Source organism: Herbaspirillum lusitanum (genome assembly GCF_026127345.1).
In the GTDB taxonomy this organism is placed as follows: domain Bacteria; phylum Pseudomonadota; class Gammaproteobacteria; order Burkholderiales; family Burkholderiaceae_D; genus Herbaspirillum; species Herbaspirillum lusitanum.
Map to the genome: position 1 here is coordinate 1 of NZ_QXFG01000009.1, position 21,042 is coordinate 21,042.

General features: G+C 60.0%; 26 protein-coding genes. 14 read left to right on the forward strand and 12 right to left on the reverse strand.

All coding sequences use genetic code 11. The features are described from left to right. The 3 genes from ilvC to DXT88_RS13585 all read right to left on the reverse strand — a co-directional run. The coding region (ilvC, locus tag DXT88_RS13575) for a ketol-acid reductoisomerase (RefSeq protein WP_265214200.1) at positions 1–974 on the reverse strand (974 nt) is incomplete at its 3' end. Positions 975–1,047: 73 nt separating this feature from the next. Beyond that, the gene (ilvN, locus tag DXT88_RS13580; protein ID WP_007882202.1) at positions 1,048–1,539 is read right to left on the reverse strand and encodes an acetolactate synthase small subunit; all 492 of its coding nucleotides are present in this window, start codon (positions 1,537–1,539) and stop codon (positions 1,048–1,050) included. Next, positions 1,539–3,257: an acetolactate synthase 3 catalytic subunit gene (locus DXT88_RS13585; RefSeq protein ID WP_016832326.1), complete on the reverse strand. Its 1,719-nt coding sequence runs from the start codon at positions 3,255–3,257 to the stop codon at positions 1,539–1,541. Before DXT88_RS13585 ends, ilvN begins: the two co-directional genes overlap by 1 nt. A 526-nt stretch (positions 3,258–3,783) precedes the next feature. Here DXT88_RS13585 and DXT88_RS13590 point away from each other — a divergent pair. From DXT88_RS13590 to DXT88_RS13610, 5 genes are all read left to right on the forward strand, one after another. Further along, the gene (locus DXT88_RS13590; protein WP_016832325.1) at positions 3,784–4,353 is read left to right on the forward strand and encodes an RNA polymerase sigma factor; all 570 of its coding nucleotides are present in this window, start codon (positions 3,784–3,786) and stop codon (positions 4,351–4,353) included. Continuing rightward, a complete protein-coding gene (locus tag DXT88_RS13595; RefSeq protein ID WP_016832324.1) occupies positions 4,350–4,760 on the forward strand; it encodes a DUF3619 family protein in 411 nt (136 codons plus the stop codon). Before DXT88_RS13590 ends, DXT88_RS13595 begins: the two co-directional genes overlap by 4 nt. Before the next feature lie 24 nt (positions 4,761–4,784). Then, the gene (locus DXT88_RS13600; protein WP_265214202.1) at positions 4,785–5,453 is read left to right on the forward strand and encodes a DUF3106 domain-containing protein; all 669 of its coding nucleotides are present in this window, start codon (positions 4,785–4,787) and stop codon (positions 5,451–5,453) included. A gap of 218 nt (positions 5,454–5,671) precedes the next feature. Next, a complete protein-coding gene (locus DXT88_RS13605) occupies positions 5,672–6,205 on the forward strand; it encodes an RDD family protein (protein ID WP_407649337.1) in 534 nt (177 codons plus the stop codon). A 75-nt stretch (positions 6,206–6,280) separates the two neighbouring features. After that, positions 6,281–7,213 (forward strand): esterase/lipase family protein, encoded by a 933-nt coding sequence (locus DXT88_RS13610; protein ID WP_016832319.1) that lies wholly within the window; start codon positions 6,281–6,283, stop codon positions 7,211–7,213. A gap of 58 nt (positions 7,214–7,271) precedes the next feature. Here the strand turns inward: DXT88_RS13610 and DXT88_RS13615 are convergent, their stop codons facing one another. Both DXT88_RS13615 and DXT88_RS13620 read right to left on the reverse strand, forming a co-directional pair. Then, positions 7,272–7,595 carry a hypothetical protein gene (locus tag DXT88_RS13615; RefSeq protein WP_265214203.1) on the reverse strand — a complete coding sequence of 108 codons (324 nt, stop codon included), beginning with the start codon at positions 7,593–7,595 and terminating at the stop codon, positions 7,272–7,274. Positions 7,596–7,731: 136 nt separating this feature from the next. After that, positions 7,732–8,574: a ferritin-like domain-containing protein gene (locus tag DXT88_RS13620; RefSeq protein WP_016832317.1), complete on the reverse strand. Its 843-nt coding sequence runs from the start codon at positions 8,572–8,574 to the stop codon at positions 7,732–7,734. A 95-nt stretch (positions 8,575–8,669) separates the two neighbouring features. Between DXT88_RS13620 and DXT88_RS13625 the strand changes: the two genes are divergently transcribed. Together DXT88_RS13625 and hslO are read left to right on the forward strand one after the other, a co-directional pair. Then, entirely contained in the window at positions 8,670–9,194 is a 525-nt protein-coding gene (locus DXT88_RS13625) for a gamma carbonic anhydrase family protein (RefSeq protein WP_016832316.1), read from the forward strand. Between the two features lie 87 nt (positions 9,195–9,281). Beyond that, the gene (gene hslO, locus DXT88_RS13630; protein ID WP_029362997.1) at positions 9,282–10,214 is read left to right on the forward strand and encodes an Hsp33 family molecular chaperone HslO; all 933 of its coding nucleotides are present in this window, start codon (positions 9,282–9,284) and stop codon (positions 10,212–10,214) included. Positions 10,215–10,291: 77 nt separating this feature from the next. On the opposite strand, the gene DXT88_RS13635 is transcribed toward hslO, so the two are convergent. Together DXT88_RS13635 and DXT88_RS13640 are read right to left on the reverse strand one after the other, a co-directional pair. Continuing rightward, complete coding sequence (locus DXT88_RS13635) at positions 10,292–11,008, reverse strand: pseudouridine synthase (RefSeq protein ID WP_265214205.1); 717 nt, start codon at positions 11,006–11,008, stop codon at positions 10,292–10,294. Continuing rightward, positions 11,005–11,778, reverse strand: a complete 774-nt coding sequence (locus DXT88_RS13640) for an RNA methyltransferase (protein ID WP_265214206.1) — start codon at positions 11,776–11,778, stop codon at positions 11,005–11,007. The genes DXT88_RS13635 and DXT88_RS13640 overlap by 4 nt, the downstream gene beginning before the upstream one ends. A 207-nt stretch (positions 11,779–11,985) precedes the next feature. Between DXT88_RS13640 and DXT88_RS13645 the strand changes: the two genes are divergently transcribed. The 3 genes from DXT88_RS13645 to DXT88_RS13655 all read left to right on the forward strand — a co-directional run bounded on the left by DXT88_RS13645 (position 11,986) and on the right by DXT88_RS13655 (position 14,186). Beyond that, positions 11,986–12,783, forward strand: coding sequence for an inositol monophosphatase family protein (locus DXT88_RS13645; RefSeq protein WP_029362996.1), 798 nt, complete (start codon positions 11,986–11,988; stop codon positions 12,781–12,783). 159 nt (positions 12,784–12,942) lie between these two features. After that, positions 12,943–13,422, forward strand: a complete 480-nt coding sequence (locus DXT88_RS13650; RefSeq protein WP_265214208.1) for a VOC family protein — start codon at positions 12,943–12,945, stop codon at positions 13,420–13,422. Positions 13,423–13,436: 14 nt separating this feature from the next. Then, positions 13,437–14,186 carry an alpha/beta fold hydrolase gene (locus DXT88_RS13655; RefSeq protein WP_265214209.1) on the forward strand — a complete coding sequence of 250 codons (750 nt, stop codon included), beginning with the start codon at positions 13,437–13,439 and terminating at the stop codon, positions 14,184–14,186. A gap of 10 nt (positions 14,187–14,196) precedes the next feature. On the opposite strand, the gene DXT88_RS13660 is transcribed toward DXT88_RS13655, so the two are convergent. Further along, positions 14,197–14,628 (reverse strand): winged helix-turn-helix transcriptional regulator, encoded by a 432-nt coding sequence (locus tag DXT88_RS13660; RefSeq protein WP_265214210.1) that lies wholly within the window; start codon positions 14,626–14,628, stop codon positions 14,197–14,199. Positions 14,629–14,707: 79 nt separating this feature from the next. Here DXT88_RS13660 and DXT88_RS13665 point away from each other — a divergent pair, with 79 nt between their 5' ends. The 3 genes from DXT88_RS13665 to DXT88_RS13675 all read left to right on the forward strand — a co-directional run bounded on the left by DXT88_RS13665 (position 14,708) and on the right by DXT88_RS13675 (position 17,186). Next, positions 14,708–15,025: a DMT family transporter gene (locus DXT88_RS13665; RefSeq protein ID WP_029362995.1), complete on the forward strand. Its 318-nt coding sequence runs from the start codon at positions 14,708–14,710 to the stop codon at positions 15,023–15,025. 218 nt (positions 15,026–15,243) lie between these two features. Beyond that, a complete protein-coding gene (locus DXT88_RS13670) occupies positions 15,244–16,665 on the forward strand; it encodes a DEAD/DEAH box helicase (protein ID WP_265214214.1) in 1,422 nt (473 codons plus the stop codon). 41 nt (positions 16,666–16,706) lie between these two features. Then, positions 16,707–17,186: a GNAT family N-acetyltransferase gene (locus DXT88_RS13675; RefSeq protein ID WP_265214216.1), complete on the forward strand. Its 480-nt coding sequence runs from the start codon at positions 16,707–16,709 to the stop codon at positions 17,184–17,186. Positions 17,187–17,335: 149 nt separating this feature from the next. On the opposite strand, the gene DXT88_RS13680 is transcribed toward DXT88_RS13675, so the two are convergent. From DXT88_RS13680 to DXT88_RS13690, 3 genes are all read right to left on the reverse strand, one after another. Beyond that, on the reverse strand, positions 17,336–18,364 hold the full coding sequence (locus DXT88_RS13680; RefSeq protein ID WP_265214218.1) for a zinc-dependent alcohol dehydrogenase: 1,029 nt from the start codon (positions 18,362–18,364) through the stop codon (positions 17,336–17,338). 78 nt (positions 18,365–18,442) lie between these two features. Then, on the reverse strand, positions 18,443–19,096 hold the full coding sequence (locus DXT88_RS13685) for a BON domain-containing protein (RefSeq protein ID WP_265214220.1): 654 nt from the start codon (positions 19,094–19,096) through the stop codon (positions 18,443–18,445). 49 nt (positions 19,097–19,145) lie between these two features. Beyond that, on the reverse strand, positions 19,146–19,643 hold the full coding sequence (locus tag DXT88_RS13690) for a universal stress protein (protein WP_265214222.1): 498 nt from the start codon (positions 19,641–19,643) through the stop codon (positions 19,146–19,148). A gap of 146 nt (positions 19,644–19,789) precedes the next feature. Between DXT88_RS13690 and DXT88_RS13695 the strand changes: the two genes are divergently transcribed. Then, positions 19,790–20,656, forward strand: a complete 867-nt coding sequence (locus DXT88_RS13695; RefSeq protein WP_265214223.1) for a universal stress protein — start codon at positions 19,790–19,792, stop codon at positions 20,654–20,656. Between the two features lie 12 nt (positions 20,657–20,668). Here the strand turns inward: DXT88_RS13695 and DXT88_RS13700 are convergent, their stop codons facing one another. Next, positions 20,669–20,989 carry a TraR/DksA family transcriptional regulator gene (locus DXT88_RS13700; protein ID WP_265214225.1) on the reverse strand — a complete coding sequence of 107 codons (321 nt, stop codon included), beginning with the start codon at positions 20,987–20,989 and terminating at the stop codon, positions 20,669–20,671. Positions 20,990–21,042: the final 53 nt, after the last annotated feature.

Here is a 21,042-nt window from a genome sequence, read left to right on the forward strand (position 1 = left end):
GGCATCATCGCGCGCAGCTTCTCGCCGACGATTTCGATCTGGTGTTCGGCATTGATGCGACGACGCGACAGCAAGGTCGGTGCGCCGGCCTTGTTTTCCAGGATGAAGCTCTTGGCGTATTCGCCGGTCTGGATGTCGTTCAACACCTGCTTCATGACCTTCTTGCTCTCTTCGTTGATGATGCGCGGGCCGGTGACGTATTCGCCGTATTCCGCATTGTTCGAGATCGAGTAGTTCATGTTGGCGATGCCGCCTTCATAGATCAGGTCGACGATCAGTTTCAGTTCGTGCAGGCATTCGAAGTATGCCATTTCAGGCGCGTAGCCGGCTTCCACCAGGGTTTCGAAACCGGCCTTGATCAGTTCGACGGCGCCGCCGCACAGCACTGCCTGCTCGCCGAACAGGTCGGTTTCGGTTTCTTCGCGGAAGTTGGTTTCGATGATGCCGGCACGGCCGCCGCCGTTGGCGGTAGCGTACGACAGAGCAACGTCACGCGCAGTGCCGGACTTGTCCTGGTACACCGCGATCAGATGCGGCACGCCGCCGCCTTGGGTGTAGGTCGAACGCACTGTGTGGCCCGGGGCCTTCGGCGCGATCATGATGATGTCCAGGTCGGCGCGCGGCACGACCTGGCCGTAGTGGATGTTGAAGCCGTGGGCGAAAGCGACTGTCGCGCCTTGCTTGGCGTGCGGCGCGACGTTTTCTGCATAGACCTGGCCGATGTTTTCATCCGGCAGCAGGATCATGATGACGTCGGCGCCCTTGACCGCTTCGTTGACTTCGGCAACGTTCAGGCCGGCGTTCTTGGCCTTGTTCCACGAAGCGCCGTCCTTGCGCAGCGCAACGGTGACCTTGCAGCCGGAGTCGTTCAGGTTTTGCGCGTGGGCGTGGCCTTGCGAACCGTAACCGATGATGGTCACGTTCTTGTTCTTGATCAGGGACAGGTCTGCGTCTTTGTCGTAAAAAACTTTCATGATTTTTCCTATTAACTAATTTTTAAAATATGGATGATTGAATATCTACAGAGTTACCAACGATGGTCGTGTCTCAGACCTTGAGAATCCGTTCGCCGCGGCCGATGCCGGAGCCGCCGGTACGCACAGTCTCAAGAATCGCCGCACGGTCGATCGAGTCGATAAACGCGTCCAGCTTGCCCTTGTTGCCTGTCAATTCGATGGTGTAGGTCTTTTCGGTGACATCAATGATGCGACCGCGGAAGATGTCCGCAGTGCGCTTCATTTCTTCACGCTCCTTGCCCACGGCACGTACCTTGATCAGCATCAGTTCGCGCTCGATATGCGCGCCTTCAGTCAGATCCACGACCTTCACCACCTCGATCAGGCGGTTCAGGTGTTTGGTGATTTGTTCAATCACGTCGTCCGAGCCGCTGGTCACGATGGTCATGCGCGACAAGGTGGCGTCTTCGGTAGGTGCAACAGTCAGGGTTTCGATGTTATAGCCGCGCGCAGAGAACAGGCCCACCACACGGGACAGAGCGCCGGCTTCGTTTTCCAGCAGTACAGAAACAATATGGCGCATTACAGATCCTCCGAACCCAAGAGCATTTCAGTCAAACCCTTACCTGCCTTGACCATTGGCCAGACGTTTTCGGTTTGATCCGTAATGAAGTTCATGAAGACCAGCTTGTCTTTCATGCCGAACGCTTCTTTGAGCGCACCGTCCACATCGCCCGGCTTTTCGATCTTCATGCCGACGTGGCCATAGGACTCGGCCAGCTTGGTGAAATCGGGCAAGGAATCCATGTACGACTCGGAGTAGCGCGAACCGTAATCGATTTGCTGCCACTGGCGAACCATACCGAGGAAACGGTTGTTCAGCAGAATGATTTTTGGCGTCAGGTGGTATTGCTTGCAGGTCGCGAGTTCCTGAATGCACATCTGGATCGACGCTTCGCCGGTGATGCAGGCGACGGTCGCATCGGGATTGGCCTTCTGCACGCCCATGGCGTATGGCAGACCGACGCCCATGGTGCCCAGGCCGCCGGAATTGATCCAGCGGCGCGGCTTGTCGAAACCGTAATACTGCGCAGCCCACATCTGGTGCTGGCCGACATCGGAGGTGATGAAGGCGTCGCCCTTGGTGATGTCCCAGACGTTCTTGATCACCGCCTGCGGCTTGATGAACTCGTCCGAGGTTGCGAACTTCAGGCAGTCGCGCTCACGCCACTTGTTGATCTGCTTCCACCAGTTGGCCAGCGCAGGCGCGTTCGGCTTGGTTTCGGCGGCATCCAGCTGGGTCAGCAATTCCTGCAGCACGTCCTTGACGTTGCCGACGATAGGAATGTCGACCTTGACGCGCTTGGAAATCGACGACGGATCGATGTCGATATGGATGATCTTGCGCGCGTTGGAGGCGAAGTGCTTCGGATTACCGATCACGCGGTCGTCAAAGCGCGCGCCGATGGCGATCATCACATCGCTGTGCTGCATCGCCATGTTGGCTTCGTAGGTACCGTGCATGCCCGGCATGCCGACGAACTTGTCGCTGGTCGAGCGGTAAGCGCCCAGGCCCATGAGCGTATTGGTGCAAGGGAAACCGAGGCGATCCACCAGCTTGTTGAGCTCGGGAGCGGCATTCGCGAGAATCACGCCGCCGCCGGTGTAGATCATCGGACGTTCCGCTGTCAGCAGCAGTTGCAACGCCTTGCGGATCTGACCGGAATGGCCTTTGTCGACCGGCTTGTACGAACGCATTTCGACGGTTTTCGGATACTCGTAGGCACAGGTGTGCATCGAGATATCCTTCGGAATATCGACCAGCACCGGGCCCGGACGGCCGGTGGTGGCGATATAGAAAGCTTTTTTCATCGTCTCTGCGAGGTCTTTCACATCCTTCACGAGGAAGTTGTGCTTGACGCAGGGACGTGTGATGCCGACGGTGTCGCATTCCTGGAAGGCGTCCTGACCGATGGCGGTCGAAGGCACCTGGCCGGAAATCACGATCATCGGGATCGAATCCATGTACGCGGTCGCCAGGCCGGTCACCGCATTGGTGACGCCGGGACCGGAGGTCACGATGCAGACGCCGACTTTTTCGGAACTGCGCGAATAGGCATCCGCTGCATGCACCGCAGCCTGCTCGTGGCGTACCAGAATATGTTGGAATTTGTCTTGCTTGAAGATAGCGTCGTAGATGTAAAGCACGGCGCCACCAGGATAGCCGAAGACGTGCTCAACGCCCTCTTCAGCCAGGCAACGGACGAGTATCTCCGCACCGGTGAGGTTTTCTGCACTCATTACTACTTCCTTTCAAGGTCCATTGGAGATTGATCGGATGTTCTCTCCTGGCGAAATCGCACTGATCGACCTGCTTCCTGCGGCATCCCTTCTTTGTGCGGTCACGTCATTTCTGCATCTCAACCGTAGTGAGATTCAAAATGCCGCTCAGCGCGACTCGTTCAGCCTTGGTGCAAGTACACCGTTACGAATTTCTCGCGCTTGTGGCGCGGGTTAGAACAAACAGCTTTTTAAATAAAGCGCGTCTTTGACAATCGCTACATTATGCGTAGCAACGGTAAAGACCATAGAACTTCATGTTGATGAAGCGGACTGACACGTTAATGCGTCGCATCATTTTGGTCAAGCGAATTTAGTGCAGCAGCTCGCAAAACCGCCCTGTAATTGTGCTTTTCCGATAAACACCACCACAAACAAGGGCTTTTTTGCTAGCATGCGCTCTGTTACAAATCCGTACATTCCACCAACATGTCGGAATTGCATCCGATTCATCTATTCCCGGCGCTACATCGACAAGCCGTATTGCATGGCAACTGACAAAGAACTCTCCGATTTTCTCGAAAATGTCGAACGCCGCGCCTTCAAGCAGGCTGTCTACGCCGTGCGCAAGGATGAAGTGGCGCTCGATATTGTCCAGGATGCGATGATCAAGCTCGCCGAGAAGTACGGCGACAAGCCGGCCAACGAACTTCCCCTGCTGTTCCAGCGCATCCTGCAAAACACCATCCATGACTTTTTCCGCCGGGAAAAAGTACGCACCACATGGGTCAGCCTGTTTTCCAGCATCGGCCGCGACAGCGAGAACCAGGAAGACTTCGACCTGCTCGAAAGCTACGAAGCCGAAGAAGGCACCCAGGCCTCGGAATCCAGCGCAGACAAGGTTGAACGCGAACAAACGCTCGCCTTGATCGACGCCGAAGTACAAAAACTTCCAACCCGTCAACGGGAAGCCTTCCTCATGCGTTACTGGCAAGACATGGATGTCGCCGAGACAGCTGCCGCGATGGGATGCTCAGAGGGCAGCGTCAAAACTCATTGTTCTCGCGCAACACACGCCCTGGCTCAAGCTCTCAGGGCCAAAGGAATCACTTTATGAACAACAAAGAACTACAATTTGCTTACCGGGTAAAGCGCGCGCTGGACGCCAATCTGGAACACCTGCCCGAATCGACCACACAAAGCCTGGCGGAAGCCCGTCGCGTGGCACTTGCCCGCAAAAAAACGACCGCGCCGGTTCGCGTCGCGGCGTCGCAATTTGCCCTGGCCGGCGCCATGGGCGGCAACTTCACGCCCTCGTCGTCGTTCTCCTGGCTGGGCCGCCTTGGCGTCGCCATCCCGCTGCTGGCCGGCGTGATGCTGTTTGCCGGCTTGTATGAACACGAACATCAGCAGCGCATCAGCGCCCTGGCCGAAATCGACGCCGGCGTGCTGTCGGATGAACTGCCGCTGTCGGCTTATCTCGATCACGGTTTCAATGCTTATCTGGCGCAGCAAGGCGAATAATTGATGGCAGGCACCCGGACTTCCATGAGCACCGCAGCACGCAACATTCTGGGCTTTACCGTTGCCGCAGTCGTCGCACTGACCGGCCTGTCCGTCCTGACGTGCAAAGCAGTGCATGCGCAAGGCCCGAACACCACGGCGGCAACGCAGCAGCAGCCGGCTTCGGCCACTGCGCTGACCACGCCTTCGAAGATCACCAAGAAACCGGATTCCAAGCCGACCTGGAGTGAACTGACTCCGGTGCAACAGCACGCACTGGCGCCGCTGGCCGGCGAATGGAAGAAGATGGAGTTCAGCAGCAAAGAAAAATGGCTGGTCATCGGCAACAAATTTGCCGCCATGAGCCCTGCCGAACAGGAGCGCATGCAGAATCGCATGCGCGACTGGGTCAAGCTGACGCCGATGCAGCGCCGCTCGGTGCGCGAAAGCTATACCCGCGCCAAGAAGCTGGACGCCGACCAGAAGTCCGCGCAGTGGAAGGAATACCAACAGTTGTCGGACGAGCAAAAGAAAAAACTGTCGCAAGCCAAGCTGCCCAAGCATGTTGCCGCCCTGCCGCCGACTCCGGCCAAGGCTGCGCCGACAATCCAGCTGCCTCCTGAGGCGCTGGAGCAGACGCTGGTGCCGCCGCCGACAATGGTGACACCGACAGTGGTGACACCGACAACCGCGACGCAGACCGAGGTCAAGTAAGGTATCCGAAGCATCCGGGGCTTGCGCCTCTCAGCAAGATTCAGGAAAACAAAAACGCCATGTCGCGCATACGCCCCGACATGGCGTTTTTGCGTGGCTGCGGGCATGTCAGTTTGCCCTGACTCCCCCACAGTTCGCGTATCATGCTTCCCGGCACACACTTGCCCGCGCGCGACCCCGACCGAAAATACTTGCCACCACCAAGAGAAGAGACCGCCTTGAGTTCCGTACCCACGTCTGCAACAGCAACCCCATCCGCTTTGCCCACACCGTCCCTGCGCCGCCGCCTGTGCAGCATGGTGTACGAATCCATGCTGCTGTTCGGCGTGGTGTTCATCTCGACCTGGATCTTCTCGACCGTCCTTGAACAACGCCACGCACTCTACCTGCGCCATGCGCTGGAAAGCTGGCTATTCGTCATCCTCGGCCTGTACTTCATCTGGTTCTGGAGCCATGGCGGCCAGACGCTGGCGATGAAAACCTGGCGCATTCGCCTGGCCGGCAAGGACGGCGCGCCCGTGAAAGCATGGCGCGCGCTGCTGCGCTTCCTGCTCAGTTGGCTGTGGTTCCTGCCGGGACTGGCGCTGGCATGGGCGCTGGGCGCCAAGGGCTGGATGCTGATATGGATTCCCGCTGTCAATGTCGTGGTCTGGGCTGCGCTGATCTACACTGATCCGCAACGCCAGTTTCTGCACGATCGCCTGGCCGGCACGCGGATCGTGGATTTGAATCCGTCCAAAAAGAAACAATAAGCTGCGCTGCAATAAAACGGTCATGCAATCCTGTTACGCTAGTTCTTTCGACCAAAATCAAGAGGCCGTCGCTGCATGATCGCCCGCATTGCCCGAACCCTGCTGCTGACCCAATTCGGCGTCGCCGCCCTGTTCTATCTTCTGCTCGTCAAGCTGCATGTCACCAACGTTCCGCTCGCCGTCGTCCTCAGCCTGGCGATGGTCGGGCTGTTCCGCGCTTCGATCACGGCCAACAGCTTTTTCCTGACCTGGCCCAACCGCGCCAAGTCGGCGCACACGCCTGAACTCACTTGGCCCGGCATCTTCCGGCTGTTTGCCGGCGAATATTGCGCGACCATGGTGTGCTCTTCGTGGGGCATGCCGTTTCAGCGTTTCGACAAGCGCATCTATACCGACACCACTTCATTGCCGGTGCTGCTGATCCACGGCTACGGCTGCAACAGCGGCTATTGGCACTGGATGAGCAAGGCGCTGGAAGAAGCCCACATCACGCATTACGCGGTCGACATGGAGCCGGTGTTCGGCAGCATCGACGGTTATGCGCCGCTGGTCCACGAAGCGGTGCAGCGGCTGGTGACCGAAAGCGGCCAGGACAAGATCGTCATCGTCGCCCACAGCATGGGCGGGCTGGCGGCGCGTGCTTACCTGCGCGACCATGGTTGCGCCAACATCGCCAAGGTCATCACGCTGGGAACGCCGCATCACGGCACCACCATCGCCAACTTCGGCATCGGCATCAACTGCGGCGAAATGAACTGGCTCGGCCGCGCCGAAGAAGGCACCAGCAGCGAGTGGCTGCAAAAGCTCGCCGCCACCGAAGAACCGGCCACGCGCGCCATCATCCTCTCCATCTATTCGCATCACGACAATATCGTTTCGCCGCAAATTTCCTCACACTTGCCCGGCGCCGAAAACGTCCCCATCAGCGGCATCGGCCATGTTGCGCTGGCGCTGAACCCGACCATTCAGGCGCGCGTCGTCGCAGAAATCCATAAGGCGGGGATATAAAAAAACCCGCATGGCGACATGCGGGTTTCGGTGATGCAAGCGCAATTCAAGCGCGGAGTCACTTCTGCGCTTCTTTCGCAGTGTCCTGTATTTTCTGGCCTGCGGCTTCCATCTTTTCACCGGCTTTCTGAGTCAGGTCCTTGGCGCCTTCCTTCATGTCGCCAACGGCCTTGTCCAGCTTCTGGCCGGCTTCTGCAGCCTTCTCCTGCGCCTTGTCAGCCACGACAGCAGCCTGATCGCCGGCGTTCTTCACCGCACTGTCGATCTGCTTGCCCATGGTTTCTGCCGGCCCCGGCGTTTCCTCTTTCTTCTGGCAGGCGGAGATCGCCAGTCCCACCGCGCCGATCGCCAACGCAGCGCCGATTACTTTGATCAATTTCATAGCATCCTCTCACAAGAAAACAGCGGAAAAACATCCTGCCGCACGATAACATGGTGAAGGGACAGCGCGGTATCCAAAACGTAAAAACGGTAATAATTCCCCGCCGAAATAACACTATCTCCAGACTGCCTTCGCCTTACATCAAGGCAAGTTCAGCCTCGGTAAATCCTGCTGCGCGACGCGCTTCCATGTTGAACGGCCCGCGCATCGCCGGCGCCTTGAATTCGACCGTCAGGCGCGCAAACGTCGCAATCGGATCAAGTCCGCGCTGCCCGCACAACCAGCCGTACCAGCGATTGCCGATGGCCACGTGACCGATTTCGTCGCGCATGATGATGTCGAGGATGGCCGCTGCCGCATGGTCGCCGGCCTGCGCCAGCTTGTTGCGCACCGGCGGTGCGGCGTCGAGGCCGCGCGCTTCCATCGTACGCGGCACCAGCGCAATGCGGGCAAGAATGTCGTCTTTGGTTTTCTCTGCCATGTCCCACAGGCTGTTATGCGCGGTGAAGTCGCCATAGGCGTAACCGAGCACCTGCAAATGCGCTTCCAGCAACGAGAAGTGGTAAGCCTCTTCGTCGGCCACCTTGAGCCAGTCGACGTAGAACGCCTCAGGCATGTCCGGGAAACGCCAGATCACGTCAAGCGCCAGGTTGATGGCATTGAATTCTATGTGCGCCAGCGCATGGATCATCGCCGCGCGCCCCTCGTCGGTACGCATCGAACGCGACTTCACCAGCAACGGCGACACCAGCTCGGGATGCGCCGGCCTTCCCGGCACAGGAGCATCGGTAAACAACGCAACGTCACGGTCCAACGTCAGCTCTCCCGCATGCCATGCCTGCGACATGGCGCGCACGCCGGCCGCCTTGGCCGCGCTGTCGGTGTGGACCAGCCAACGCAGCGCGGCGCGGCGCAATTCGCTCAGGACAGAAAACTTGTCGTCAGGAAAATGGGGGTTCTGAGAGGGATTCACGATCATTTATGTCAGCAGCGGTAAAATGGCGGGTTGATGGAACACGGTTTGTCCCAATATGGATGTCTGTGTTCCCGAATAACCGAGGAGACAATTTTATTATGGCAATTTACAAGTTGGAAGAAAACACGCCGGAAATCGCGGAAACCGCCTGGGTGGCCGAGTCGGCCGTGGTAGTCGGCAAGGTCAAGCTCGAAGAGCACGCCAGCGTGTGGTTCAACGTCAGTATCCGCGGCGACAATGAATTGATCACCATCGGTGAAAACAGCAACGTCCAGGAAGGCGCAGTATTGCACACCGACGTCGGCTATCCGATGCACATCGGCAAGAACGTGACGGTCGGCCACCAGGCCATGCTGCATGGCTGCACCATCGGCGAAGGCGCCCTGATCGGCATCCAGGCCATCGTGCTCAACGGCGCCAGGATCGGCAAGAACAGCCTGGTCGGGGCCGGCGCGCTGGTCACCGAAGGCAAGGAATTTCCGGAGAATTCGCTGATCATCGGTTCGCCGGCCAAGGCCGTGCGCACCCTGAGCGAAGAAGATATCGCCCGCATGCGCGCCGGCACCGACAGTTATGTCGAACGCGCACAATTATTCAAAACCAGTCTCAAGCGCATCGCCTGAAGCGCCCTCGAAGCAAGGCAACAGCACAACTGCACGATGCGGCCGCATGACGCCTCTCGTCAGTCAGTGAGCAACAAGAAAGAAACAATGAAAGATACGCTGCAAAAATTCATGGTGGAAAACGCACCGGTTCGCGGAGAACTGGTGGAGATTTCGTCGACCTGGCAACAGGTGCTGGCGCGTCGCGACTATCCGGTTGCGGTCAAGGCGCTGCTCGGCCAGATGCTGTCGGCGGCGGCGCTGCTGACGGCCAACCTCAAGTTCAACGGCATGGTCGTCATGCAGATCCACGGCGACGGCCCGGTCCGCCTGCTGGTGGTCGAGTGCGACTCCGAGCTGCGCCTGCGCGCCACCGCCAAGCTGGTGGAAGACGCCGAAGTGGCCGACGACGCCACGCTGACGCAACTGGTCAACGCCAACGGCGAAGGCCGTTTCGCCATCACGCTCGATCCCAAGGACAAGATGCCGGGCCAACAGGCTTACCAGGGCATCGTGCCGCTGGACGGCGACACCGTCGCCACCGTCATCGAAAACTACATGCTGCGCTCCGAGCAGCTCGACACCAAGCTGTGGCTCGCCGCCGACGACAAGGTGGCGCGCGGCCTGTTGCTGCAAAAGCTGCCGAACCACGGCGGCAAGGACGTCGGCAAAGCCGCGCCCGAGGAAGAGCTGGAAACCTGGAATCGCCTGTCGATGCTGGGCAACACGCTGCGCGCGGAAGAACTGTTGAGTACCGACATCGAGACGCTGATGCATCGCCTGTTCTGGGAAGAAACCATCCGCGTCTTCGATCCTGCGCATCCGGAATTCCACTGCACCTGCTCACGCGAGAAGGTCGGCAACATGCTCAAGATGCTCGGCCAGGCGGAAGTCGAAGATGCACTTTCGACACAGGAAAAGCTCAGCGTCGATTGCGATTTCTGCGGCTTGCATTACGAGTTCGACGCGGTTGATTGTGCGCAGATCTTCCGCACTGAAACACCGGCAGACGCCGTACCGCAGACCGATACGCGTCACTGAGATTCATCTCTGCACGCAAAAATGGCCGCCGCTGGATTCCAGCCGCGGCCATTTTCTTTGTGGAACGGGCTACAGCTTCAGGCCGGAACCAGCAAACCCAACTGCTCTGCATCGAGATAACACCACTCGCCCTCTTCCAGCTCCAGCGCATCCAGCTGCAAACCGCCGATGGCGGTGCGACGCAAGGCGCTGCAATGGTTGCCGGCGGCCGCCAGCATGCGCTTGACCTGATGGTATTTGCCCTGCTCCAGCACGATCTCCAGCAGGTGTGCGTCGAGCTTGCGGCAAGTCACCGCCGCCAGCGGCGCCGGTTCGTCGTGCAACTGCACGCCGCCCAGCAATTGCGCGATCAGTTCATCCGTCACGGCATCGTGCGTGGTGGCCGCGTAGACTTTCGGCACATGGCGCTTGGGCGATGACTGCGCATGGATGAACGCGCCGTCGTCCGACATCAGCAGCAAACCGGTGGTGTCGTGGTCGAGGCGGCCGACCGGCTGCACGTCGCGCCACGAAAACTGTTCCGGCAAAATCGTCAGCACGCCCGGATGGTGGCTGGGCTTGCGCGAACATTCGAAATTGGCGGGCTTGTTCAGGGCAATGTAGACGTGCTCGCGATAGACCCATTCTTCGTCGAACAGCGTGAACGCCAATCCTTCAGTATCGGGTGCGAAACGGTAGTCGTCGACGACTTCGCCATTGATGGCGACTTCGCCGTCTTCGATCAGCGAACGGCAATACTTGCGCGATCCGAAACCTTGCGACTGGAGGATGCGATCCAGGGTCAACTTGCTCATTGCTTGGGCTTTCTGTCTTGTTTGGGCGTCAATATCTGGCGAGCGATGCCGCGCAGGATATTGACCTCTTCGGTTTCCAGTTGCGTGCGCGCAAACAGGCGTTTGAGGCGCGGCATCAATTTTTTTGGACTGTCGGGCTTGAGGAATTCGATCGCCACCAGCGCTTCTTCCAGATGGCGGAACATGCCTTCGATCTCCGCCACGCCAGCCATCTCACCCTGGAAGCCGATGTCGGTGGCCTGCTTGCGGTCGCCCAGTTCGGCCATGCGGCATTCGTAGGCCAGCACTTGCACCGCCTGCGCCAGATTGAGCGAGGAATAATCGGGATTGGCCGGAATGTTGATCAGCACGTTGCATTGCTGCACCAGCTCGTTGGGCAGGCCGAAACGCTCGTTGCCGAAGATCAGCGCCGCGTTCAGTCCGACATCGCCGGCAATTTGCTCTGCAATCGTGCGCGGCGACACCACCGGCGGCGAAAACTCGCGCAGGCGGGCACTGATGGCGGCGGCGAAATTGCAATCCTGCAACGCCTCCTCGATGCTGATCACGATGCGTGCGCCGGACAGCACGTCCTGCGCGCCGCTGGCGAAGGCTATGGCTGCCTCCTCCTGGACCGCATTGGGAAAGCGCGGGTTGACCAGCACCAGCTCGCCGAACCCCATGGTCTTGATGGCGCGGGCAGCCGCGCCGATATTGCCTGGACTGCTGGTTTCCACCAACACGAAACGCAGGCGCTTGAAAACAGAATTATCGATTTTGGGCGTGTTCATTTAAAATAGCGGTATTCGCACGTCAGGAAACATCGTAAGCCGGGCTGTAAGGGATCAAAAACGATCCGGAACACGCCGGGCAATGCCGGTTTGATGACAAACCGGCAATTTTCGGACAGTGCATCGCTCATTAATTTCATAGTTGTGCAAATTTCCGCCGGGTAGCGAACCGGGCGGCGAAGACGCCATTTTAACGGAACCCTCAGGATGCTTATCCCCCCAATGCTCAATACGGCCATCAAGGCCGCTCGCCGCGGTGCCGCCGTCATCAATCGCGCGTCGTTCGACGTCTCGCTGCTCAAGGTCACCAAGAAGCAACACAACGACTTCGTCACCGAAGTCGACAAGGCGGCGGAAGACGCCATCATTGAGGTCCTGAAGACCGCGTATCCCGACCACGCCATCCTGGCGGAAGAGTCCGGCCCATCGGCCAACCTGCACGACGAAAATGAAAACGTCTGGATCATCGATCCACTCGACGGCACCACCAACTTCATCCACGGCTTCCCGCAATACTGCGTCTCGATCGCGCTGCAACAGCGCGGCCAGATCACGCAAGCGGTGGTCTACGACCCTACCCGCAACGACCTGTTCACCGCTTCCAAAGGCGCCGGCGCCTACCTGAACGAAAAGCGCATCCGCGTCAGCAAGCGCGACAAGATCGCCGACGGCCTGATCGGCACCGGCTTCCCGTTCCGCGACATGGACGGCCTGAATGAATACATGAAAATGTTCAAGATCATGACCGAAAGCTGCGCCGGCCTGCGCCGTCCGGGCGCCGCTGCGCTGGACCTGGCCTATGTCGCCGCCGGCCGTCTCGACGGTTTCTTCGAAAAAGGCCTGAAGCCCTGGGACATCGCCGCCGGCTCGCTGCTGGTGACGGAAGCCGGCGGCATCGTCGGCACCTTCAAGGGTGAAGCGGATTACCTGTACAAGGGCGACGTCCTGGCCGGCAATCCGAAGATTTTCTCCCAGCAAGTCAATTTGCTGTCGGAATTCGCATAAGATTCAGGCTTCAGTTCTGCGTTGCAAGCAGCACCAGCAGCCCAGGCATCACGATCCGGCCGGAGAGCCGGAGCAGTCACCAAGTCACGCCAGGGAAGCGCCACGATTCAGTCGATTCAGTCGATTTGCAGCGCTTCCCAGCCACCCAAGGAGACGAGCATGGCAGTCAATTCCATCCCCGAAGGCTACAGCAGCGTCACGCCGTACCTGATCGTCTCCGACACCGCCAGCGCCATCACGTTTTACAAAAAAGCCTTCGATGCCACCGAAGTCATGCGCATCGACGGTCCCCACAATAAAATCTGGCACGCCGAAATCCAGATCGGCAACGCCCGCGTCATGCTCGCCGACGAATTCATCGAAATGGGCATCCATTGCCCCAAGACGCTCGGCGGCGCCGGCGTCAGCATGCTGATTTACGTCGACGACGTCGACGCTGTATTTGTCCAGGCCATCGCCGCCGGCGCCGCCAAACTGCGCGCCGTGCAGGACCAGTTCTACGGCGACCGCTCCGGCGTGCTGCGCGATCCCTTCGGCCACATCTGGTCGATCGCGACGCACAAGGAAGATCTGTCCGACGAAGAAATCCGCAGCCGCTCGCAGGCGCTGCTCAACAAGTGCAAACCCAATCAGGCCTAACCCTTTTCCATCCCATGCCATTCGTCGTCAGCACCGGAAGGCGCATCCATTACGAAGTCAGCGGCCAAGGCCCTGACCTGTTCCTGCACCACGGCTTCACCAGCAGCTCGCAAGCCTGGCGCTTCTTCGGCTTCACCGAAGTACTGCAGCAACACTACCGCGTCATTGCGCTCGATGCGCTGGGCCACGGTCTCAGCGACAAACCGCGCGAGACGGAGGCCTACACGCTGCAGCAACGCAGTGCCGATGTAGTCGCCGTGCTCGACGACCTCGGCATCGGCAAGGTGCATTACTGCGGCTATTCGCTCGGCGGCTGGGTCGGTTACGGCATGGTCCGCCACGCGCGCGAACGCCTGCAATCACTTACCCTCGGCGCCGCGCATCCGTATGCCGACACCAGTTGGGATGCCTTCAAGGGACTCGACGGGACTGACGTCAACGCCTTCATCACCGCATTTGAAAGCGTACTCAACGAACGCATCTCGCCCGAGGTGAAGATGATGATCCGCGCCAACGACCTGCAAGCCTTGGCTGCCGCCGCGCAACAGCCGCGCGTCTCGATGGAGGAATTGCTGCTGCTGATCGACCTGCCCTGCCTGATGTTTTGCGGCGACGCCGATGCGCGTCATGCGGCGGTCGGGCGCTGCGTCGGATTGCTGCCGCGCGCCCGCTTTGTGTCGCTGCCCGGCGTGACGCATTTCGGCGGCCTGATGCAAAGCAAGCTGGTGCTGCCGCCGCTGCTGGAATTTCTCGCCGGACAGTAGGAACCGGGTCTTATTTGAGCTTGTGCACCAGACGACCGGCGACCTGTTCGCCGTTTTTTTCATTGTCGAATTGCTCACGCGCGCGTTGCAAATCCGCGTGATGGCGTTCGGCCCAGTTGTCCAGCGCAATCAGCGTGTCGCTCAGCGATTCTCCCAGCGGGCTCAGTTCGTATTCCACGTGCGGCGTCGCCGTCTCCAGGTTACAGCGCGTCACGAGACCGTTGCGCTCCAGCTCCTTGAGCGTCTGCGTCAACATCTTTTGCGAGATGCCTTCGATCTTGCGCAGCAGCGCGCTGTTGCGCATCGGCCCCGCCGCCAGCGCCGGAAAAATCAGCAAGGCCCACTTGCTGCCGACCAGTTCCAGCGCCTTGCGCGATGGACAGGCGAGACTGTAGATATCGGTTTGCGGTTCTTCGACGGAGAGTTTTTTTACCGGTTTCATGGTTACCAAAAAGTGCCTTCTTGTTGCGCCCGCCCTGCCTGCCTATGCTGAGCGCCTGTTCAATTCACGGAGAAAAATAATGGCCTGGGTATTCCTGTCATTGGCAAGTGTAGTGGAAATCATCATGGCGATCGCGCTCAAGTACGCAAACGGCTGGACCCGTCTCACGCCCAGCCTGATCGGCGTCGGTGCGGCCGCCTGCAGCGTGCTGTTCCTGACGCTGGCCATGCGCAGCCTGCCGGCCGGCACCGCCTATGCGATCTGGACCGGCACCGGTTCGGTCGGCGTCGCGGTGCTCGGCATTTACCTGTTCAACGATGCGCTGTCGCCGCTGCGCCTGCTGTGCATCGCGCTGATCATCGGCGGCACCATCGGCCTGCGCCTGCTGGACGCCTGAGCAGTTTCATCCTGACGCCATTCAAACCCGGCGGCGCGCGCCTTGTGCGGCACGACGCCGGACCAAGATTTATCCACGGCCCTTCCCCGCACCTGTTATACTGCGCCCCGTGCGGCACATTCTCCAGTCAAAGTCCGCTGTCCTCCCGACGTTTCAACCCGTTTGCCTGCGACTGGCGCCCACTGCGGCGACAGGCCGATATTTTTAAAATCCCCACTATGTCATTCTCATCTCTCGGTCTTTCCGAGGAAATCGTTCGTGCCGTAACCGAACAAGGCTATACCACGCCCACGCCAATCCAGATGCAAGCCGTGCCTGCCGTACTCGGCGGCGGCGACCTGCTGGCCGGCGCACAAACCGGCACCGGCAAGACCGCCGGCTTCACGCTGCCGCTGCTGCAACGCCTGTCGTCGGTCGAACGCGTCAAGGTCAACGGCCATGTGCCGATCCGCGCGCTGATCCTGACCCCGACGCGTGAACTCGCGGCGCAGGTCGAAGAAAGCGTGCGCGTCTATGGCAAGTACTTGCCGCTGACTTCCGCCTGCATCTTCGGCGGCGTCGGCATCAACCCGCAAATCCGCCTGCTCAAGCAAGGCGTCGATATCCTGGTCGCCACGCCGGGCCGCCTGCTCGACCACATGCAGCAAAACACGGTCGACCTGAAGAGCGTGCAAGTCCTGATCCTGGATGAAGCCGATCGCATGCTGGACATGGGCTTCATCCGCGACATCAAGAAGATCCTCGCGGTCCTGCCGAAGAAGCGTCAGAACCTGTTGTTCTCGGCCACCTTCTCCGACGAGATCAAGGCACTGGCCGACGGCCTGCTGAATTCGCCGGCAATGATCGAAGTGGCGCGCCGCAACTCCACCGTGGAAGTGATCGGCCAGAAGATCCACCCGGTCGACCGCGACAAGAAGCATCCGCTGCTGGCGCATCTGATCAAGACCAACCACTGGAACCAGGTGCTGGTGTTCACGCGCACCAAGCACGGCGCCAACAAGCTGGTCGAACAACTGGCGCGCGACGAGATCACCGCCATGGCGATCCACGGCAACAAGAGCCAGGCCGCGCGCACCCGTGCCTTGGCCGACTTCAAGGACGGCAAGTTGCAAGCGCTGATCGCCACCGATATCGCTGCACGCGGCATCGACATCGACCAGCTGCCGCACGTGGTCAACTATGACCTGCCGAACGTCTCCGAAGACTACGTCCACCGCATCGGCCGTACCGGCCGCGCGGGCGCCACCGGTTCCGCCGTGTCGCTGGTCTGCGTCGACGAACGCGATCTGCTGAACGACATCGAGCGCTTCATCAAGCGTGAAATCCCGGTCGAAATCGTTCCCGGCTTCGAACCCGATCCGAAGGCCAAGCCGCAACCGATCCAGTTGCGCAGCGAAGGTCATCGCAGCGGTGGCGGCGGCGGACGTCGTCCACAAGGTGGCGGCGGCGGACGTAGCGCCAATGGCGGCGGTGGCAATCGTTCCCAGCAGCCGAAGACCGGCGGCCAGGGTCAGGCGCAAGCCGCCAAGCCGCGTCAAGGCGGTCCGGCCAAGCCGCAAGGTCCGAGCGGTCCGGCGCAGAATCGCGGCCCTGCTGCGCGTCCTGCATCGACCCACCGCTCCGGTGGTCGCGGCAGGTAACATCGTCGTTTCCGTTTGCATCGCCCAGAAAGGCATCCGAATTGATAGCCGTCGTCAAAGCTGACCTCAACAATCCGCGACATGGCGCCGCCATACTCGAGATGCTTGATGCGTATGCATCCGACCTGATGGGAGGCGGCGAAGGCATCAGCGATTTCGTCCGCGCCCATCTGATCGGGGAATTGCGCAAGCGCCCTGCCGTGCATGTGTTCCTGGCGTTCGACGGCGAGCAGGCTGCGGGCTTCGCGAATTGCATCGAAGGCTTTTCCAGCTTCGCCTGCAAGCCGCTGCTCAATATCCACGACTTCGCCGTGGCGCCCGCTCATCGCGGACACGGCATTGCGAAGCTGCTGATGCAGGCAGTCGAGGACTGCGCACGCGAACTCGGTTGCTGCAAGATCACTCTGGAAGTCCTGGAAGGCAATACGGTGGCGCGTTCGCTCTACGCCTCCACCGGTTTCGTCGGCTATGAACTGGATCCTTCTTCCGGCAAAGCGATCTTCATGCATCGTTTGCTGTGACGTAAAAAAGCCCCGGACATCCGGGGCGATCCAGGTGCGCCAGCGCGACGTCGAGATACTCGATATGCCGGCCACTGATCAGACTGGCGTCCGGGACCGAGACGCTGTCTTCCACGCCGGTGTGCATCCCGCACTGATCCGGCGTTTTCTCACGAGAAATCCAGCACTACCCGTGACGGCACGTCGCCGCGCTGCAGGCGCTCGAAGACGTTGTTGATGGCCGACAGCGGCTGCAACTCGAAATCCGCCCTGACCTTGCCGGCGGCGGCGAAAGCCAGCGCTTCGGCCATGTCCTTGCGGGTGCCGACGAACGAGCCGCGTATGGTGATGCAGTTGGCCACCACATCGAACAATGGCGTAGGAAACTCTCCGGGCGGAAGACCGACCAGCACGCAGGTGCCACGCTTGCGCGTCATGGCGACGCCCTGGTGGAATGCCTCCAGCGACGGCGCGGTGATCAGCACGCCGTGCGCACCGCCGTCGGTAACTTCACGCAGGCGCGCGATCGGATCGCCGACACGGGCATTGACGACGGCATCCGCGCCGAGACGCTGGGCATGGGCCAGCTTGCCGTCGTCAATGTCAACGGCGCAGACGCGCAGTCCCATCGCCTTGCCGTATTGGACCGCCAGGTGGCCGAGGCCGCCGATGCCCGACACGGCCAGCCAATCGCCCGCCTGCACCTGGCATTCCTTGATGCCCTTGTAGGACGTCACGCCGGCGCAGATGATCGGAGCGGCCGCTGCCGCTTCCAATCCGGCGGGGATATGGGCGACATACCTGGGGTCGGCCAGGATGTACTCCGCGAAGCCGCCGTTCTTTGTGTAACCGCCGAACTCCGCCTGCGCACACACGGTTTCCCACGCCGCCAGACAGTGCTCGCAATGTCCGCACGCCGAGTAAAGCCACGGTACGCCGACACGATCGCCCATTTTCACTTCGCTGACGCCGGCGCCCATGGCGACCACCACGCCTATTCCTTCATGTCCCGGCACAAAAGGCAGGGACGGCTTGACGGGCCAGTCGCCGTGCGCAGCGTGCAGGTCGGTATGGCAGACGCCGCACGCCTCCGTTTTGACCAGAATCTGTCCGGCCCCCGGCGACGGCAGCGGGATTTCCTTGATGACGAGCGGTCCGCCGAATTGTTCGACTACCGCAGCGAGCATGGTGTTTTTCATGGCATTGCCCAAGATGATGCGACGTCATCATCTGACGCCGGTGAAGCAGGAAACGATGTAACGGCCTACGGCGACCGTTCAGTAAACAATTGACAGCTTGTCGACGACTTTGTGGACGCCGGGAGTCCGCGCCGCTGCCGCGAACGCTTCCTCGCGCTCGGCCAGCGACGCGACCGATCCGTTGAGCGTGATCTGGTCGCCGTTCACCGCCACCTCGATCGCTTTCACGGTCGAATGCGCCCGCCGTTGCAAGGCGGCTTCGATATGGGTCTTGATGTCGGCCGGCCGGGCAACATGTTTCACCGCGATCTGGTTGCTGATGCCGATGACGCCGAGCAGGCTGCGCAAGGCGTTTTCTGCCGCCATGCGTTCATACTGATGGTCCACTTCGCCGCTCAACGTGATCCAGCCGTCTTCCACCATGATCTTGACGCTGTCTTTCGGCACCAGGGCATTCCATTCCAGTCCATGGGACGCCGTTCGCACAATATCGGCATCCGTGCGACAGCTTGAACCCGGCAGCACGACGTCGATTTCCACCGCCAGTCCTTTGACGCCGGCGACACGCTGCGCGGCTTTTTCCGCGGCATATTTTTCCGCGTAGCTGTCCAGATTGCCTGTCAGGGTGACAATACCGTCGCGCACCTCGACGCCAATCTCGTTGTCGTTCACGGCTGCATCCCACGCCAGTTCGTCGGCGACATCCTGCTTGATCTGAAAGTCTGTTTTCATGGCAATACCTTCACGCGGTTATAAGTCATGCCGCAGGACTGCGGCGACTTCATTTGAATACCAGCACCGGGATTTTGCTGTAGGTCAGGACCTTCTGCGTTTCACTTCCCAGCATCAGCTTGTCCAGTCCCTTGCGTCCGTGCGAGGCCATGAAGATGGAGTCGCAGCCGTACTCTTTGGCAAAGCGGAGGATCTCTTCATTCGCATGCGTGCCCTTGACGGTATGGACTTCGCAGTCCGCGCCTGCCTTTTTTGCGCAGTCGGCAATGTAGCCGGCATTGAGTTTGGATTGCGCGAATATCTCGGCTTCGATTCCCTGCAGGCCATATCCGGCACCGAGCTCGGGCATGATCAGGCTGGGGAAGATTTCGGAGACGGCCAGGCCGACGATCTTGCTTCCGTACGAGGCTGCGAAATCCACGGCAGCCGCCACCGCTCGTTTGGACAGTTCCGATCCATCCGTTGCCAGCAATATCTTTTTGAGCATGGTGCCTCCAGGAGAAAGATGCGATGAAGGCCATCGTATGCCTCGTTGCGGGCTATCCATTTGACCTGGATCAAAATCGCGCGATGCAGAAAATGTGTTTGTCGCGCCGCCGGTTCTTGCGGCTTCGTTTGATGCAAGTCAATTCGATCCACACCGAAATCATTAGCATGTCCTGATCCGATGGGCCTCACATCAAGGAGCACGCAATGCGCTACCGATCCATTCTGATTTACGTCAGCAACGCCATCGATCTCGAAGGCCGCATACGGCTCGCGGCCCGCCTGGCATCGGGTCAATCTGTTACCGTAATCGGCCTTGCCATCTCGGGCCTGTCTAGATTCATGTCGCAAGTACTACCGGCAGTGACCGGCAGCGCCGGGGAAGTGCTTCCCGACGCAGCGCCGCTTCCAGCCGAAGAACAAGAACGGCGCGAGAAAAAGCATCTGGACATGACCATTTCATTGGAACGATTTAAGGTCCTGGCGCAGGAATTCGGCATTGCCAGAATCCAGACGCTGCGGGTCGACGACGATGCCGCCGCCGCGCTGAGCAACCATGGCAATGCGGCCGATCTGATCGTCCTGGGTAAAAGCGAACTGCACGGCATCGAGGATCGCAAGGACAGCGACTTCATTGAGTTTGTCGCGCTCAACGCAGCGGCGCCGGTGTTGGCGATCAGCGAAAAGCCGTTTTCCTGGCGGCATGCCCTGATCGCATGGAACGGCAGTAGCGCCGCCGCTCGCGCCGTGCGCAACGCCATTCCGCTTTTGCAAGACGTCGGCGCCATCAGTGCGGTGATTTTCGGCGACGGCATTGTTCCCGGCACCAACGCTTCGGCCTCGGAAGACGAACTGAAGCAATGCCTGTCGTCGCTCGACAAGCCAATTGACATCCTGCATCGTCCCGCCGCGACAGATGTCGGGCATGCGTTGCTGGCGTTGGCGGCGGAGCTTGATGCCGATCTCATTGTCATGGGATGCGTTGCGCATCCGCGCTGGCGCGGCGTCCTGCTGGGCGGGACCACCGGCGTCGTGATCGCGGAGTCGCCGGTCGCGCTGCTGCTGTCGCGATGAGGTGCTGCCGTATTACTGAGAATGCTGCTCATGCAGACGCTGGCAATGCGTGCATCGTTTTGCGGTGGGGTAGGCTTCCAGCCTCGCCTCCGCGATCGTGCAGCCACACTCTGAACACAGCCCGTACTGCCGTTGGCTGATCCTGAGTTTCGTCGCTTCGATGTCAGCCAGTTCCGCAAATTCCTTGCGGGAGAGCGCGTCATCCACCTCCGTCACGTCACAACCGTCCGGATCGTCGGGTACGGTAAGCCTGACCCTAAAGCGGATCGCGGCCTCCTGTCGCTCGAGGATTTCCCGAAAGTGCGTCAACTGTTCTTCCGTGAGATAAGACATGCTTTATTTCCTTATGAATGCAGTTTCATGAACCGGAGACCCGGGACCGGCCG

Bases quoted from the DNA above. Each gene is read 5' to 3' on its own strand.
- DXT88_RS13695 (WP_265214223.1), top strand. From the start codon at position 19,790: ATGCGCTACCGATCCATTCTGATTTACGTCAGCAACGCCATCGATCTC.
- DXT88_RS13590 (WP_016832325.1), top strand. From the start codon at position 3,784: ATGGCAACTGACAAAGAACTCTCCGATTTTCTCGAAAATGTCGAACGC.
- DXT88_RS13625 (WP_016832316.1), top strand. From the start codon at position 8,670: ATGGCAATTTACAAGTTGGAAGAAAACACGCCGGAAATCGCGGAAACC.
- DXT88_RS13670 (WP_265214214.1), top strand. From the start codon at position 15,244: ATGTCATTCTCATCTCTCGGTCTTTCCGAGGAAATCGTTCGTGCCGTA.
- ilvN (WP_007882202.1), bottom strand. From the start codon at position 1,539: ATGCGCCATATTGTTTCTGTACTGCTGGAAAACGAAGCCGGCGCTCTG.
- DXT88_RS13620 (WP_016832317.1), bottom strand. From the start codon at position 8,574: ATGATCGTGAATCCCTCTCAGAACCCCCATTTTCCTGACGACAAGTTT.
- DXT88_RS13645 (WP_029362996.1), top strand. From the start codon at position 11,986: ATGCTTATCCCCCCAATGCTCAATACGGCCATCAAGGCCGCTCGCCGC.
- DXT88_RS13665 (WP_029362995.1), top strand. From the start codon at position 14,708: ATGGCCTGGGTATTCCTGTCATTGGCAAGTGTAGTGGAAATCATCATG.
- DXT88_RS13700 (WP_265214225.1), bottom strand. From the start codon at position 20,989: ATGTCTTATCTCACGGAAGAACAGTTGACGCACTTTCGGGAAATCCTC.
- DXT88_RS13640 (WP_265214206.1), bottom strand. From the start codon at position 11,778: ATGAACACGCCCAAAATCGATAATTCTGTTTTCAAGCGCCTGCGTTTC.
- DXT88_RS13690 (WP_265214222.1), bottom strand. From the start codon at position 19,643: ATGGATAGCCCGCAACGAGGCATACGATGGCCTTCATCGCATCTTTCT.
- DXT88_RS13655 (WP_265214209.1), top strand. From the start codon at position 13,437: ATGCCATTCGTCGTCAGCACCGGAAGGCGCATCCATTACGAAGTCAGC.
- DXT88_RS13615 (WP_265214203.1), bottom strand. From the start codon at position 7,595: ATGAAATTGATCAAAGTAATCGGCGCTGCGTTGGCGATCGGCGCGGTG.
- DXT88_RS13585 (WP_016832326.1), bottom strand. From the start codon at position 3,257: ATGAGTGCAGAAAACCTCACCGGTGCGGAGATACTCGTCCGTTGCCTG.
- DXT88_RS13680 (WP_265214218.1), bottom strand. From the start codon at position 18,364: ATGAAAAACACCATGCTCGCTGCGGTAGTCGAACAATTCGGCGGACCG.
- hslO (WP_029362997.1), top strand. From the start codon at position 9,282: ATGAAAGATACGCTGCAAAAATTCATGGTGGAAAACGCACCGGTTCGC.
- DXT88_RS13600 (WP_265214202.1), top strand. From the start codon at position 4,785: ATGAGCACCGCAGCACGCAACATTCTGGGCTTTACCGTTGCCGCAGTC.
- DXT88_RS13635 (WP_265214205.1), bottom strand. From the start codon at position 11,008: ATGAGCAAGTTGACCCTGGATCGCATCCTCCAGTCGCAAGGTTTCGGA.
- DXT88_RS13660 (WP_265214210.1), bottom strand. From the start codon at position 14,628: ATGAAACCGGTAAAAAAACTCTCCGTCGAAGAACCGCAAACCGATATC.
- DXT88_RS13610 (WP_016832319.1), top strand. From the start codon at position 6,281: ATGATCGCCCGCATTGCCCGAACCCTGCTGCTGACCCAATTCGGCGTC.
- DXT88_RS13595 (WP_016832324.1), top strand. From the start codon at position 4,350: ATGAACAACAAAGAACTACAATTTGCTTACCGGGTAAAGCGCGCGCTG.
- DXT88_RS13650 (WP_265214208.1), top strand. From the start codon at position 12,943: ATGGCAGTCAATTCCATCCCCGAAGGCTACAGCAGCGTCACGCCGTAC.
- DXT88_RS13685 (WP_265214220.1), bottom strand. From the start codon at position 19,096: ATGAAAACAGACTTTCAGATCAAGCAGGATGTCGCCGACGAACTGGCG.